The sequence below is a fragment of the Bifidobacterium sp. RTP21102st3_E2_RTP21102_210122 genome (genome assembly GCF_040916945.1).
GTDB classification, from domain to species: domain Bacteria; phylum Actinomycetota; class Actinomycetes; order Actinomycetales; family Bifidobacteriaceae; genus Bifidobacterium; species Bifidobacterium longum.
Window position 1 is genome coordinate 113,931 of the sequence record NZ_JBCPAN010000004.1, and the last position, 13,453, is coordinate 127,383.

Annotated in this window: 8 protein-coding genes; 5 read left to right on the forward strand and 3 right to left on the reverse strand. The window is 59.3% G+C overall.

Translation table 11 applies throughout. The features are described 5' to 3' along the window. Positions 1 to 140 precede the first annotated feature (140 nt). The 3 genes from AB5287_RS06295 (at position 141) to AB5287_RS06305 (ending at position 5,932) form a co-directional block, all read left to right on the forward strand. A complete protein-coding gene (locus tag AB5287_RS06295) occupies positions 141 to 2,174 on the forward strand; it encodes a trypsin-like peptidase domain-containing protein (RefSeq protein ID WP_368220939.1) in 2,034 nt (677 codons plus the stop codon). A 411-nt stretch (positions 2,175 to 2,585) separates the two neighbouring features. Continuing rightward, positions 2,586 to 4,706 (forward strand): heavy metal translocating P-type ATPase, encoded by a 2,121-nt coding sequence (locus AB5287_RS06300; RefSeq protein WP_065444198.1) that lies wholly within the window; start codon positions 2,586 to 2,588, stop codon positions 4,704 to 4,706. Positions 4,707 to 4,882: 176 nt separating this feature from the next. After that, positions 4,883 to 5,932 (forward strand): LacI family DNA-binding transcriptional regulator, encoded by a 1,050-nt coding sequence (locus AB5287_RS06305; RefSeq protein WP_131211040.1) that lies wholly within the window; start codon positions 4,883 to 4,885, stop codon positions 5,930 to 5,932. A gap of 5 nt (positions 5,933 to 5,937) precedes the next feature. Here AB5287_RS06305 and AB5287_RS06310 read toward each other — a convergent pair whose 3' ends face one another. The 3 genes from AB5287_RS06310 to AB5287_RS06320 are packed head-to-tail and all read right to left on the reverse strand — an operon-like array spanning position 5,938 to position 7,569. Continuing rightward, positions 5,938 to 6,198, reverse strand: a complete 261-nt coding sequence (locus AB5287_RS06310; protein ID WP_013410463.1) for a twin-arginine translocase TatA/TatE family subunit — start codon at positions 6,196 to 6,198, stop codon at positions 5,938 to 5,940. Between the two features lies 1 nt (position 6,199). After that, positions 6,200 to 7,282, reverse strand: a complete 1,083-nt coding sequence (tatC, locus tag AB5287_RS06315) for a twin-arginine translocase subunit TatC (protein ID WP_013410462.1) — start codon at positions 7,280 to 7,282, stop codon at positions 6,200 to 6,202. Beyond that, on the reverse strand, positions 7,279 to 7,569 hold the full coding sequence (locus tag AB5287_RS06320; protein WP_013410461.1) for a twin-arginine translocase TatA/TatE family subunit: 291 nt from the start codon (positions 7,567 to 7,569) through the stop codon (positions 7,279 to 7,281). The genes tatC and AB5287_RS06320 overlap by 4 nt, the downstream gene beginning before the upstream one ends. Positions 7,570 to 8,248: 679 nt before the next feature. On the opposite strand from AB5287_RS06320, the gene AB5287_RS06325 reads away from it, so the two are divergent. Further along, positions 8,249 to 10,651: a beta-L-arabinofuranosidase domain-containing protein gene (locus tag AB5287_RS06325; RefSeq protein WP_013410459.1), complete on the forward strand. Its 2,403-nt coding sequence runs from the start codon at positions 8,249 to 8,251 to the stop codon at positions 10,649 to 10,651. Between the two features lie 89 nt (positions 10,652 to 10,740). After that, positions 10,741 to 13,221 (forward strand): Ig domain-containing protein, encoded by a 2,481-nt coding sequence (locus AB5287_RS06330; protein ID WP_368220943.1) that lies wholly within the window; start codon positions 10,741 to 10,743, stop codon positions 13,219 to 13,221. Positions 13,222 to 13,453: the final 232 nt, after the last annotated feature.

The window sequence follows — 13,453 nt, forward strand, 5'->3', positions numbered from 1 at the left end:
GCATAGACTTTCAATCAACGTTCAGAAAACCTCCAGATTGACTGCCTTTACTACTGAGGTAGCACACGAGAAGTGGCAATGGGCAAGTGCCCGAATAGCCGCCGAACAGACGTGATAGGAATTTAGGAAAAGGAGCAGCAATGGCTGACGAATTTAACCCGCAGGGCGTCGACCAGACCCCGCGGAATAACGAAAACCCCAATAGTACTGCCGATACCGGCAACGCCGAGCCGAAGAACCCGTTTGTGGGTGGCGACTCGGTTGATGCCGGCAACGCCAGCGATTCCAGCGAGCAGCAAGCCCCGGTTTCCTCGGCCGCCCTCGCTGCCGATCAGCAGCCTACGCAAGCCGCTACCGACACTGCCGCCACCGAGCCCATCCCGGACTACGCCTCCGCCAAGGGCGAGAGCACGGTGGTCTCCTCCTCGCCGGCTTCTCCGGCAGCGCCGGCCGCAGGCCAGACCTCGGCCACAACTCCGCTGTATCGTCCGGCCCCGGAATATGGCGCTTATGGTCCGACCCCGACTCAGGCACAGGGCCAGCAGGGCGGCCAGGCCGGCAGCAATGCCCAGCCCACGCAGCAATTCCCGTTCGGTCAGCCTGCACAGCAAACCCCACAGGGCCAGCAGGGCAACCGCAATCCCTACTACACCAATAACCCGCAGCCGCAGGGCAACGGCAATCCGTTCAATCCGCCCACGCAGCCGCAGCAGAACAACGGCAACCCGTTTGCCAGCCAGTCCGGTCAGAATGGCCGGAATGGCCAGCAGCCCCAGCAGGGCGGTCTGTTCGGTTTCGGCACTCCCGGTACCGGTACGCCGAACGGTCAAGGCCCGGCCCAGCCGGGACAGCCCGGTCAGCCCGGCCCCGCCAAGCAGGGCATGTCCAAGACGGCGAGCAACATCCTCATCGCCGTGGTCGCCGCCGTTCTGGCTGCGGCCCTCTGCCTGGGCCTCGGTTACGGCGCCCTCACCAGCGGCCTGATCACCTTGCCGACCAGCAATTCGCTGTCCAACGTCAGCTCGAATAAGTCCGGCTCCGGGTCCGCCACCGCCAAGAGCGGCGAAGCCCCCGACTGGCAGACCGTCGCCAGCGATGTCTCCGGCTCCGTGGTCTCCATCCAGACCGCGTTGAGCAACGGCACCGCCAAGGGCTCCGGCGCCATCATCGACACCGAAGGCCACATCATCACCAACAACCACGTGATCTCCGGCGCCCAGCAGATTCAGGTGACGCTTGCCAACGGCAACATGTATTCCGCCACGCTCGTCGGCACCGACACCACCACCGATCTTGCGGTCATCAAGCTCGACAACCCGCCGAGCGACCTCAAGGCCGTGAAATTCGCCGATTCCGACAAGCTCGCCGTCGGCGAGAACGTGATGGCCATCGGCAACCCGCTCGGCTACGACGACACCGCCACCACCGGCATCGTCTCCGCCCTGAACCGCCCGGTGACCGTGACCGACGATAACAACAACGAGATCGTCACCAACGCCGTCCAGATCGACGCGGCCATCAACCCCGGCAACTCCGGCGGCCCGACCTTCAACGCGGCCGGCCAGGTGATCGGCATCAACTCCTCGATCGCCTCCACCGCCACCTCCTCCGACTCCGCCGGCTCCATCGGCATCGGCTTCGCCATCCCGTCCAACCTCGTCAAGCGTGTGGCCGACGAAATCATCAAGGACGGCAAGGTCAAGCACGTTGCCCTCGGCGTGGTCATCAAGTCCGACACGGTTGAAGCCGACGGCGTGACCCGCGGCGGCGCGACCATCACCAAGTCCAGCGCCACTGGCAGCGCGGTCGTCTCCGGCGGCCCGGCCGACAAGGCCGGCCTCAAGGAGGGCGACACCATCGTGGCCTTCAACGGCAACGCGGTGAACAACAACTACTCGCTGCTTGGTTACGTTCGTGCCGCGGCTTTGGGAGACAAGGTGACGCTGACCATCGTGCGCGACGGCAAGACCATGGATGTGGACGTGACGCTCGATCAGGAGGAGTCGTCGGTGAACGGCTCGTCCAGCTCCGATTCCAACGGCAACAGCCAGAATAAGCAGAACAACCAGAATGGCTATGGCCAGAACGGTTACGGTAACGGTAACGGCAATGGCAACAGCGATGGCGGCACCGGTGACGGCGGCGGCTTCTCCGACCCATTCGGCCTGTGGTAAAGCCGACTCGACAACGTCACACGGTGTTGAGCGGTAACCGCTGAACACCGTGTCGGACAAGCAAAGGCCCGTGACAGTGAGCAAACTCCTGCCACGGGCCTTTCGTATGCGCGATTGTGCCCCGCGCCCATGCCGCCAACGCAGTTTCGATATCCGGCATGTCGCGCAACGCTCGTTGATAGGGTAGGCCAAGCACTGAGTTCGGGCGACGTCCTGAACACAGCGCATAATTCAATACAAAACTGAATACATTTCTTTACGCCGTGTATCGGAAGGTCGCGCGGGAGCCGAGCAAAGCGAAGCCCCAGGCAAAGCCGCCGGTGGGTTAACAAGGCGTGACCGCAGCGCCGATTGCGCGGGCCACGCTTGCCGTACCGCAATCGACTCCGTATACGAGCGTAAGGAGCAATGATGGGCGCACTCATCAGATTCTTCACCAAAATTCTCGACATCTGCAAGCTTGTGCCGATGCTTCCGGTCGTCGTCATCGCCGCAATTCCGCTGGCTTTACTGGGCGATTGGCGTCCGTGGGGCAATGCGATGGCGATTCCGGTACTTGGCAATCCGGGCTTCGGCCAGTGGCTGGTTATCGCATTGGTGCTGATTATCGTGATTGACACTGTGCGCGGCATGATTGACGATTTGCGCCACGGGCAGGTCGGGGTTGATGTGCTGGCCGTGGTCGCGATCCTCTCCACCGTGGCCGTCGCCGAATACTGGGCAAGTTGGGCGGTGACGCTGATGATTACGTCCGGCGAGGCCATTGAGGAATACGCCCAAGCCAAGGCCGAGCGCAGTCTGACCGCGCTTATGGAAGCCGCGCCGCAGACCGCGCACGTCGTCAACCTGCCTGGTGTGGGGTGTGGGTTTGCTACCGATAAGGGCGATTCGTCCGATGGCTTCCGGCGTGTGGGCTTGGCGTCGGCTGCGGCCGCCGCGCACCGCTTCGACACGGTGCCGGTCGAGCAGGTGCAGCTGGGCGATGTACTCATGGTGCTGCCGGGCGAAACTGTGCCGGTTGACGGTGAGCTGCTGTCCGGCACGGCCACGCTCGACCTGAGCAATATCAACGGTGAGCCGGTGCCGCGTGAAGTGTTCGCCGGCGCCCGCGTGATGTCCGGCGCGGTGAACGGCTCGACTGCATTGACCATGCGTGCCACCCAGGTGGCCGCCGATTCGCAGTACCAGCGCATCCTCGAGCTCGTGGCCTCCGCGCAGGAGTCGCGCCCGGCCGTGGTAAAAACCGCCGACCGCTTGGCTGTGCCCTTTACCGTGCTCTCGCTGATGATTGCCGGCATCGCATGGGCGATGTCCGGGGTGCCGACGCGATTCGCCCAGGTGCTGGTGCTGGCCACGCCCTGCCCGCTGCTCATCGCCGCACCGGTGGCGTACATCGCCGGAACCGGACGCCTCGCCGCAGCCGGCGTGCTTATCAAAGCGCAGGACGTGCTGGAAAACCTTGGCCGCGTCACGCAGGTGTTCTTCGACAAGACCGGTACGCTCACCGTCAAGCAGCCGCAGGTCGTGCGCGTCGAGATGCTGCCCGGTGCCGCAACCCGTCTCAACGAAGACCATGTGCTGATGATGGCCGGCGTGGTGGAAAGCTACTCGGTGCACATCCTGTCCAAAGGCATCGCCAAGGCCGGAACGGAGGCGATGGCCCGATTGCGCCAGCGGTTCGAGGATGGTCAGCGGCTCTGCCCCGAGCCGGAGGCCAGCTGGCCCGGCCATGGACGGGAGTATCCGGTCATCAAGAATATCAATGAAGATGCCGGCAAAGGCGTTTCCGGCGAGGTGAACGGACATGCGGTGCGCGTTGGCCGGCTGTCTTTCGCGGCCGCCGGGGAGGAAGGATTCTTGGCGGTCGATCGGACCGCCCCCAGTCGGTCTGAGGATGACCTGCGCACACGATTTGGGCTGCTTCAGCCGGACGAAATGGCGTCGTATGTGTCTGTTGATGGTCAGCTGATCGCGCGCATCGTGCTGCGCGATGTGCCGCGCGCCAACGCCAAGGCAGCGCTCGCCAAACTGCATGAGTTGGGCGTCACCAAGCTCGCCATGCTTACCGGTGACAAGCGGGCTTCCGCCAATATCATTGCCAGCGAAGTCGGCATTGACGAGGTTCACGCCGAACTGTTCCCGGAGGATAAGGTAGCCGCAGTCAAGGCCGCTACAGGAGCCGGCAAAACCGTCACGATGATGGTCGGTGATGGTGTGAACGATGCCCCGGTGCTCGCCGTCGCCGATATCGGTGTGGCCATGACCGACGGCACATCCACCGCCGCTTCCGAAAGCGCTCAGGTGGTCATTATGAATGACAATATCGCCGCCGTGCCGCGCGCCATCGCCATTGCACGCCGCACCAAGCGCGTGATGCTTCAAGCCGTAATCGCGGGCCTTGTGCTTGCCACCATCGGCATGATTGCCGCCGCGTTCGATCTCATTCCGGTCGTCGTCGGCGCATTCCTCCAGGAGGCCATCGACGTGGTGAGCATCCTCTGGGCTCTCACTGCTTTGATTGATCGGGACTGATTAAGATAAACCGGAATTGATTGGAGCCGCATCCGGATTATGTGCAATATAACAATTTGATATCAATATTTTGTGTGTGCTTACCGGATGCGGGTGCCGTAGGTGGCAGTCTATTAGACTAAAGGCTGTTTGCAGCATCATTTAGGGGCATTGAGGCCTTTGCCAGAGGAGTCGATATGTCAGAGGGTGAGGAAGAGCTCAATGTGGGCGCAGTCCGTTTGGAGGAAGTGGCATCGGCGGCTAATGTATCGCTGTCCACTGCGTCCAAGGCCTTGCGTGGAAAGCCTCACGTCAGCGAGAAAACCCGTATTCGAGTGATTGATGCTGCGCGGAGGTTGGGTTATAGCGCCGCAGAAGCTATGGCATCGATGGCAAGGTTAAGCGTCAGGGATTCTCACGGCATGCAGGATTTTCGCGTTGGCATCATTGGCGTTGATATGAAAGGCGTCTTTTCTCCGACCATTCTTATTGGAGCGGAGAATGCGTTTCAAGCGCGCTCAGCCGCAGCGCTACTGTTCAATGCGTCAGGCAATGAGGCATTGTTCCACAGTGGTATTGAACGAATGTTGGTGCAAGGAGTGTCGGGACTGTTGATTATCAGCAGGTGTACGGATCCGGTGCCATACTACGTGGATTCTCCGGTACCTGTGGTCTACGCCTATGGCCCGTCCCGTGATCCCGATGATTGTTCCGTGGCACAAGACAATGTGGAATCAGGGTGTTTGGCCGTTCGCCACCTTCTTTCCTGCGGGCGCACTCGTATTGCGATTATTGCTGGCGACTCCGAGTACTCGGTTACACATGAACGGATGCGGGGTGCGCTCAAGGCCTTGCATGATGCTGGATTACAGTTGGCTGGCGAAGCGCGGTTCGGTCCATGGGAAGCGGAATGGGGGCGCGCCGCTGCCCGTCTGCTGCTCAATGACGGTGCTGTATTCGACGCAGTGATATGCCAAAACGATGTGCTGGCTCGTGGCTGCATCGAGGAATTGGAACGTAACGGATGTCGCGTGCCGCAAGACGTAGCGGTTATCGGGCACGACAACAGTCCGGATTATGTGTCGTACGCGCATCCGTTGCTTACTTCTATTGATGACAACAACGAAATGCTGGGGCGTCAAGCTGCCCTATGCCTACTGGATGCGATTGCGGGGCATCCTCACCATGGTGTGGAGCGTGTGCCGGTGAAGCTAATCCAACGCGAGTCAACGTTGCCGTTGGATTGATAACGTCACCGGATAGGCGGCAGCAGCCGGTTCACATCTTGCGTGGCATCATCCAGACCTTTGCGAATATCATTGATGCCGGAATCCTGTACAAGGCCGTGAACGTCGATGTTGCTTTGTTCGCTCAACGCTTGGCCGCGTACGCGCATGCTATGGATAAATCGTCCGACCTTGCGTGCGTAGTCGGGCAGCTTGTCGGGGCCTACCAGCACTAAAGCGATGACAAGAATCACCATGAGTTCCGTGCCCGAAATGCCGAACAACATATTATTCTCCTTCTGCAGTTATTGTTGCAGGGGCTTCCTGTTTGCCGGTGCGCTTGGCTTTGCGCGCCGCGCGAAATGGTAACGCGGCGCGCATTTTATGTAAAAGTTTGAGAAGTTTGGGTTCTTCGCCCGCCGCGCGCATGACTTTCCATAGCTGGATGTGCTCGTATACTGCGCATACGGCTATGGCTGCGAAATAGATTGCGATGATGGGCAAAGCGAGTGCGCATAATGTTCCTGGGTCGCCGGTTGGCGTGGCCACGGCCGCGAAGATAAACGCTATGACCGTTGCGAGACGCCACTGCTTCAACCATGTTCGTGTTTCGACCGCATTCATCATCGTCAATGCCGCCATAACTACGGGTAGCAGGAATGAGAGGCCGAAAGCGACTGTCATGCGCAGAATGAAATCAAAATAGACGTCGGCGCTGAGCAATGTGGCGGTGTTTGCGGGGGCAAAGCCGGTAAGGATCGCCACCGCTTGGGGCAGCAGATACCATGCCAGTCCGGCTCCGGTGAGGAACAGCGGCACTGAGGCTCCGATGAATGTAACCGCGGTCCAGCGCTCTTTGCGCTTCAACCCTGGATTAATGAATGCCCACACTTGGTATGACCACCACGGGCAGGAGGCCGTCAGACCAAGGAAGAACGCAATCTCCAGCTTTACGTTGAATGCGGAGACCACGCCATTGAATGTGATGCTCATCAGTCCCTGTTGCTGCCCGGCCGCCGTCAGGAACGGTTGTTGCAGGATACGAAACACCTGATCGCTGAACATCCATCCCACTATCGACATGATGATGATGCCGGCAATGGCCCGAACAAAGCGTTTGCGAAATTCGACAAGATGATCGGCCAGAGGCATCACCGCATCGGGGTTGCGGGGCTTGCGCGTTTTGGACTTGCGCCCTACACCCCGCTTCCACCGGCGTGTAGGGTGTTGCGCACCCGCGCTGGCCTGCTGCGTGGCCTCGTGTGAGTGATCGATGAGATCGTCGAGGTCAAGATGTGTATCCCGATCGCCGGGATGCATCGCCGGTGCAAGGGGTGCCGGAAGCGCGGGGTTTCCGGGAACCGTGCTCATCGCTGTTCGGCTCCGGTTGCTGTAGTCGGGGCGGCGGTGGCGTTCATCGTGACGGCTTGGGGTACGGCGGGAGCGGGAGCCGGTGCTGCCGCCGGAGCTGGGGCAGGGGCGTCGCTGACTGTATTGACGGTTTGTTGTGTTGCCGGGTCATCGGTCTTGGTCTCGGCACGGAAAATCTTCATCGATTGGCCAATGCTTTTGGCTAGCTCAGGGAGCTTCTTCGCGCCAAACAGCAGCACGATGATAAGTAGAATGATAATGAGCTCGGTGGGGCGAAGATTAGGCATGATAGTATGTCCTTCCAATTTCTGTGTTGTGACAGGGGAAGGGTATACCTCATTAACGCACCAATTTATCAGTATAGCGAGGAATGGTGTGTTGTTCAAGTTGAAGTGCGGTGTTGCGTTTGAGCTGCTTGTGAGAGTTGCTCGGGAACATGTTAATTTGAATGCATTTACTGTGTTATTGGTGAGCATATGTGTTTGGGTTCGTTGGTTTTCGCAAGAGGAAAACAAAAGGAAAATTACGAAAATAGCATGGCTGGAAATGCTGATAAAGACTGATTTTCATTGGTATTGTGCGCTACGAAAACCAGAGAAAAAATGAGTGAGTCGCTTTCTTTGACGCATGGTGAGAATCGTCTGTTTGAGTTATTGTGAACGCGCACAACGAAGACAAGCGGCATGGAGGGCGCGCAAAAACTCGAATAATCGCATATGGTAACTGTTTGCTTTACCGTCATCTCTCCCATACATACATGACGACGGGGACGCACCACAATGATGTGATGGTAAAACGGGCAGTACCAGACGATTCCGAGTATGTGTGTGCCATCCACTGACGCATCTTACCTGCGTCGTCGGGCCATTGAATGGATTAAGTGCATTGAATGGTTGCGAATGCGGCAGAGTGTCTTCGTCCGTCATGCCTCGCAATGAACGCGCGGCAGTCCAACGAAGGAGCAAGATGAGTTCAACGGAAGCAACAAACGGCATCTCTCGCCGTGCTGTGCTCGCAGGCGCGGCCGCCATCGGCGGCACCATCGCCGTGGCGAGTGCATTGGGTACAGGAGTGACAACGGTGCAGGCAGCGCCATCCGTCGCTGGCACGGCAGGTGCAACGGGCGCGAACGGCGCGGGCGGCGTGGCCGTTCCCGCAGCGCAGCGCACCACGAAAAGCGCGAAGACCATTACCGACGCGCCCGCTCTGCCGGGCTGGAAGGTAGCTCCGTTCCCTCTGCGGAACGTCGCCATCACCTCGAACAGCGTGTTCGATCGTGCCAAGGAAGGGATGCTCGACTATGCACGCAACTATCCGGTAGACCGCTGGCTGGTTTGCTTCCGTGCGCAGGCGAACCTGCTGCCTAAGGACAACACGACGCAGCCTTCCGGTGGCTGGGAGAACTTCCCCAGCGGCTCGCTAGACAAGGCTGTTGAACAGCAATGGGGCGATGCCGAATACACGCGTGGCCAGAACAAGAACGGTGCTGATGGTCTGTTGCGCGGCCACTTTGCCGGACATGCATTGCACATGCTCTCCCAAGCGTATGCCGAAACGGGGGAGGAAGCGATTCTCAACAAGATCAACGAGTTCGTCTCCGGCCTGAAGGAATGCCGAGATTCCCTGCGCGAGATGAAGTATAACGGCAAAGCCCGCTACAGCCACCCCGGCTTCCTTGCCGCCTATGGCGAGTGGCAGTTCAAGGCATTGGAGGAATATGCTCCCTATGGCGAGATTTGGGCACCGTGGTACACGGAGCACAAGATTCTTGCCGGTCTGATTGCCGCTTACGAGTTTGCCGGTAATGCCGACGCGCTCGACCTGGCTGAAGGCATCGGACATTGGACCTATGCGCGTCTGAGCAAATGCACCAAAACCCAGCTGCAGAAGATGTGGGACATCTACATCGGTGGTGAATACGGCGGCATGAATGATTCGCTGGTGGATTTGTACAACGTCTCCAAGGACAAGGACCGTAGCGAATTTCTTAAGGCCTCCGCATTTTTCGACACTGACAAGCTCATTGACAACTGTGGTGCTGGTGTCGATATCCTCAACAACTTGCACGCCAACCAGCACATTCCACAGTTCGTCGGTTACGCCAAAGACGCGGCCATGGGCGACGCGGATATCGATGCTGATGCTCGTGCGCGTTATCTCAAGGCCGTTGAGGGGTACTGGGGCATGATTGTGCCCGGCCGTATGTATGCTCACGGTGGTACTGGCGAAGGCGAGATGTGGGGGCCGGCACATACTGTGGCCGGCGATATCGGCAAGCGCAACGCGGAATCCTGCGCGGCATACAACATGCTCAAGGTGGCTCGCTATCTGTTCTTTATCGAACAAAAACCTGCCTACATGGACTATTATGAGCGCACGATTCTCAACCATATTCTCGGAGGTAAGTCCCGTGACCTCGATTCCGGCACGGCCCTCACGCCGGGCAACTGCTACATGTACCCAGTGAATCCGGCTACGCAGAAGGAATATGGTGATGGCAACATCGGCACTTGCTGTGGCGGCACCGCTTTGGAAAGCCACTCGAAGTACCAGGATTCCATCTACTTCCACTCGACGGACAACAAGGAACTGTACGTCAATCTGTTCACAGCTTCCACACTCGACTGGACCGACACCGGCCTGAAGCTCGCACAGGAAACCAACTATCCGGAGGAGGAGACCTCGACGATTTCCATTACGGCCGCGCCGAAGAGCGCCGTCACCTTCCGCATCCGCATCCCCGCGTGGAGCAAAGGTGCGAAGATCGAGGTGAACGGCAAGGCTATAGATGGCGTCACCGCTGGCGAATACGCCACCGTGGCCGGCAGCTGGAAGGTCGGGGACAAGATCGTCGTCACCATCCCGCTGCAGCTGCGCACCGAGTCGACTGATGACCGCAAGGACATCCAGACGCTGTTCTACGGTCCCACGGTGCTCAACGCGCTCAACCCATCCACCAAGTTCATCCAACGCGGCTTCTACGAGCGCAACGGCTTGGATGGCACCATCAAACTGGGCGTGCAGAAGAAGGAAGGCACGAAGAACTACTTCATCATTGACGGCGACGAGTTCGAGCCCGCCTACAACGGCGACAACACCCCGTACCACATGTACTTCCAGCGCAAGGACGAGTATGTGGGCTTCGCAGGCAAGCTCACCGATGTGCTGAACCCGAAGCGCCCGGCTGCACAGGACCGTAGCGAGAGCACGCTGATGGATGACATCTGGGCGGGCGCGCCGTTCAAGGACCGTGCCGCCTTCATCAAGAAGGTGCAGGAGGTCACGAAGACCTATCAAGACGAGGGGCTGCTTTCCAGTCGTGATCGTCAGGTGGTTCTGCTTGCCTCCGCTCGCGCCAAGATGAGCTGACGTTTTCCTGCGACCAAACCGTCTCCCGTAGTGCACGACACGGCGGGAGATGAGTGATACAAACCATAACGCCTAACAGAAAGAATATTATGACCATCGAAAGCACTACTTCGGCCGTGAAGGGCGGTGTGGCGAAACGATTCGCCGCACTGTTCGTAGCTGCGGCCACGCTGCTGGCTGGCGGTGTCTTCTCCGTATCGGCCGCGCCGAGTGCACTGGCGGACGACGCTGAAACGAATGTTGCGCTCAATGCAGAAAAAGGCAACGACAATGCACCAGACGTTCAGGTCAGCTATGTCACTGGCTGGAACAGCACTGCTGCCATCAATGACGATAGCTTGGACGGCAACGCCAGCTATGGCGGTTGGGGCACTTGGGGCAACACCAGTGCCAGCGAAACTGCCACTTACATATGGAATCGCGCCGTGACCACGTCCAAGTCTGTGGGCTACTACTGGACGAACGTCAAGACCGGTGATGGTGGCGTGCCGCTGCCCAAGGATGTCTCGATTGAGTATCTCAATGCTGATTCCGGCCAGTACGAGACCGTGCCGAACCTGAAGGTGGACAAGACATTCCCCGCCGACGACGAGCTCGACGCCACCAACCCGGTGTATGGTCCGTATACCTACACCTTCGACCAGGTCACCACCAAGTCCATGAAGCTTGTGGTGAACAAGAAGGCCAATGACAACAAGGGCATTACCGTCACTGAGTGGCAGGTGTTTGGTACCAGCGCTGCACTACCAGTGGATCCGGGCGACCCAGGTGCTTTCTTAGACGTGCAGCAAGTTGCCGTGCGCACCACGCCGGGCGTGGACCCGACCTCGAAGTTGCCTGCAGAAGTGTGGGCGACACCTCAAGATGGTCCCAGCATTAAGGTTCCAGTGACTTGGGAAACCGTTCCGGCCGACGCTTATGCTACAGCTGGTACTACCGCCGAAGTCAAGGGCACTACTGCTGCCGGTACCTATGACAACATCAAAGTTGCGGCCGGTCAGGCGACGGCCACTATTGGTGTCTACGACCAGCTCAACACCGAGGTGACCGACGCGGAGTACGTCTCCACCATCACCGCTCCCGGTGTCAAGCCGGTATTGCAGGATACCGTGGCGCTGACCTACGCTGACGGCTCGGTCGAGTCGGGTCACAAAGTGACTTGGGACAGTATCCCGGCCGCCGAGTATGCTGAAGCCGAACAGGTCGGCTTCGTGGAAGGCTCTATCGAGGGTGTCGGCAATATCAAGGCGGAAGGCACGTTCTTCGTCGTCGCGCCTTCCGACCCGAAAGCCCAGCCGATTGTTGCTATCGATTTCGACTCCGCGGCCCCCGGCTCCGGCTGGTACACCACTGCCCCGAAGTTCACCATCACCGCGCAGCGCGGCGTCTCCACCGTGCCGATAAAGACGATCGAGTACAAGATCGGCAAGGGCGAGTGGACCAGTGGCAAGGGCCCGATCAGCGTGACCGCGCAGGGTTCCGTGACCATTTCCGCCCGTGCCACCGATGAAAACGACAACAGCCGCGAGGTCTCCCAGACCATCAAGGTCGACACCAACGTGCCGGTGGTCACCGCTAAGCAGGAGAGCAAGAACGGCAACGATGTGGTCGTCTCTCTCACCGCTGATGACGGTGCCGCAGGCTCCGGCGTGACCCGTGTGCTGTACTCCACCGGCCCGTCCAGCAACCCGAAGTCCAACGAGAACACGATGTGGGGCACCTACACCGACGAGGACAAGGTGAAGGTGCAGCTCTCCGCTGACCACGACACTTACGTGCACTTCTATGCGCAGGATGCCGCCGGAAATGAGTCCGACTACGCCAACATCAATCTCGGCAAGGGCGAAGCCGTGACCCCGACCCCGACTCCGTCTGTGGATTCCGTTGCCGTCTCCGGTGATGGTGTCAAGGATGGCAAGCTGGCGCTGGTCGCTGGTGATACTGCCCAGTTGTCGGCCGAGGTGAAGGTGACCGGTGATGCGGCCAAGACCGTGGCCTGGAAGTCCTCCGACGCGAAGGTCGCTACTGTGGACAAGGATGGCAAGGTGACCGCCGTTGCCGAAGGTACGGCGACCATCACCGCCACCTCCACGGTTGACGAGAACAAGTCCGCGTCCGTCGAAGTCACGGTAACTAAGCCCGAGGCTCCGGTTCCGCCTGCCACCGATGAGGAGCGCAAGCCTCTTGCCGACAAGATCGCCGCTGTTGAGAGTGAGAAGCTCAACCAGAACGACTACACGGCTGATTCGTGGAAGGCATATGCGGATGCACTTGCTGCCGCAAAGCAGGTAGTCAAGGATCCGGCCGCAACCGCACCGCAGGTGACCGCTGCGCTCAACAAACTCACTGCCGCACACGATGGTCTCGCCAAGAAGGATAGCGGCGAAAAGCCTGAACCGCAGAAGCCCGGTCAGCAGAAGCCTGGGCAAAACCAGAAGCCTGACCAGCAGCAGAAGAACGCTACTACCACTGCCCCCACGGGTAGTGCGGTGGCTGCCGTTGCTGCGGTCGTAGTTGTGCTCGGCGCGGCTGGCGCCGGTCTGGTTATCTGGCGCAAGCGCCGTGCCTGACGTGAGGCTATTGCCCCTAGGCTAATAACAACCCAATAATTGAATACAGGTCTTATACCTGAAGTTGATCTGCGCCGCACTGGCTTGAACCCGAATCGATGTTCGGGCTAAGCCTGTGCGGCGCATTTCGTTGCGGCTGTGTTGCTCATAATCCGGTATCGGAGTTATTCATTAGGTCGATTTGACGTTTATTAGGTCGGTCCTTGGTCGGAGCGGTCCTTGAAACCCCGCC

Bases quoted from the DNA above. Each gene is read 5' to 3' on its own strand.
- AB5287_RS06320 (WP_013410461.1), bottom strand. From the start codon at position 7,569: ATGCCTAATCTTCGCCCCACCGAGCTCATTATCATTCTACTTATCATC.
- AB5287_RS06330 (WP_368220943.1), top strand. From the start codon at position 10,741: ATGACCATCGAAAGCACTACTTCGGCCGTGAAGGGCGGTGTGGCGAAA.
- AB5287_RS06325 (WP_013410459.1), top strand. From the start codon at position 8,249: ATGAGTTCAACGGAAGCAACAAACGGCATCTCTCGCCGTGCTGTGCTC.
- AB5287_RS06305 (WP_131211040.1), top strand. From the start codon at position 4,883: ATGTCAGAGGGTGAGGAAGAGCTCAATGTGGGCGCAGTCCGTTTGGAG.
- AB5287_RS06310 (WP_013410463.1), bottom strand. From the start codon at position 6,198: ATGTTGTTCGGCATTTCGGGCACGGAACTCATGGTGATTCTTGTCATC.
- AB5287_RS06300 (WP_065444198.1), top strand. From the start codon at position 2,586: ATGGGCGCACTCATCAGATTCTTCACCAAAATTCTCGACATCTGCAAG.
- AB5287_RS06295 (WP_368220939.1), top strand. From the start codon at position 141: ATGGCTGACGAATTTAACCCGCAGGGCGTCGACCAGACCCCGCGGAAT.
- tatC (WP_013410462.1), bottom strand. From the start codon at position 7,282: ATGAGCACGGTTCCCGGAAACCCCGCGCTTCCGGCACCCCTTGCACCG.